The organism is Pseudanabaena sp. 'Roaring Creek' (genome assembly GCF_001402795.1).
Classification (GTDB): Bacteria; Cyanobacteriota; Cyanobacteriia; order Pseudanabaenales; family Pseudanabaenaceae; genus Pseudanabaena.
Window position 1 is genome coordinate 1 of record NZ_LIRE01000583.1, and the last position, 1,057, is coordinate 1,057.

2 protein-coding genes and 1 pseudogene are annotated in these 1,057 nt (G+C 43.2%); 2 read left to right on the forward strand and 1 reads right to left on the reverse strand.

Annotated features, from left to right (window positions below; all coding sequences use genetic code 11):
* Positions 1-263, reverse strand: a pseudogene (locus AC805_RS16620) (ATP-dependent RecD-like DNA helicase); the annotation flags it as partial.
* 107 nt (positions 264-370) lie between these two features.
* On the opposite strand from AC805_RS16620, the gene AC805_RS16625 reads away from it, so the two are divergent.
* Positions 371-604: a hypothetical protein gene (locus AC805_RS16625; protein WP_055076445.1), complete on the forward strand. Its 234-nt coding sequence runs from the start codon at positions 371-373 to the stop codon at positions 602-604.
* A gap of 10 nt (positions 605-614) precedes the next feature.
* Positions 615-1,013, forward strand: a complete 399-nt coding sequence (locus AC805_RS16630) for a type II toxin-antitoxin system VapC family toxin (protein ID WP_055076446.1) — start codon at positions 615-617, stop codon at positions 1,011-1,013.
* Positions 1,014-1,057 lie beyond the last annotated feature (44 nt).

Genomic DNA, 1,057 nt, shown 5'->3' on the forward strand with positions numbered 1-1,057 from the left:
TATTTCTCAATTCCTGTAATTGTGGCGGGTTTAGTTTCACGGTATTGAGTGACTTGGAACTGGTCGCCAAATTTAGGATGCGATCGCCATGTACCTTCTAGAGCGAGAGTCTGTCCTGCTTGGATATTGGCAAAGTTACCGACTACGGTGATTAGGTCTTGAGCCTTGGGTACTTTTAGCCGCGCCACGGTATAGCCTGTCTCTTGGGAGTGAAAGGTCAGTCGTTCGATGATGCCTTGGAGGTAGTCGGTGTTGTCAGGCATAAGCCATAAGGACGGATAAATGTAGCGATCGCTTTACCATTATTAGCTAAAATGTTGTGGTGCTACAATTGATTGGCGATCGCTCAAATTAACCAGCGCAAACGATTATGTTACAGACAATCCAAGGAATATATCGGAACGGTAAAGTCGAGTTAGCGGAAATCCCTCAAGATATTACGGAGAGCCAAGTTTTTGTGACTTTCTTTAAGCCTCAGTCAGCCAGTCTCGCTAGTCAGTTTATGTCGTTTGGGATGTTTTCAGGTTCTCAACAATCGACTGAAGCTGATTTTAGAGATACTGAGTTTAATGGTGATATTGACGATGCTCTTGGTTGGGATTGATTCTAGCAATATGAAATATATTCTTGATACCCATGCTTTAATCTGGTTTTTGGAAGGTAATTCTCGCTTAGGAGTGACTGCTAAAGAAATTCTTGCGGATTCAAGTAGTGAATTAGTTTTACCTGCGATCGCTTTGGCGGAGGCGGTATGGATTGTGAGTCGTGGTAAGACTTCAATTCCTTCTGTTGATGCTTTGTTAAAGGTAGTGAAGCAAGATAAACGACTCTCTATCTATCCACTTGATGCTGAGGTGATTGAGAAAAGTGTCAACCTCACTTCTATCAATGAGATGCACGATCGCCAGATTGTATCAACGGCTTTGGTGGTAGAGGGACAAGGAAATCAGGTAGCTCTTTTGAGTTGTGACCAGAATATTTGTGCTGCGAATTTGATTAGGATTGTTTGGTAGTTTGATCGCCATGTGCCTTCTAGGGCAAGGGTCTGTCCTGCTTG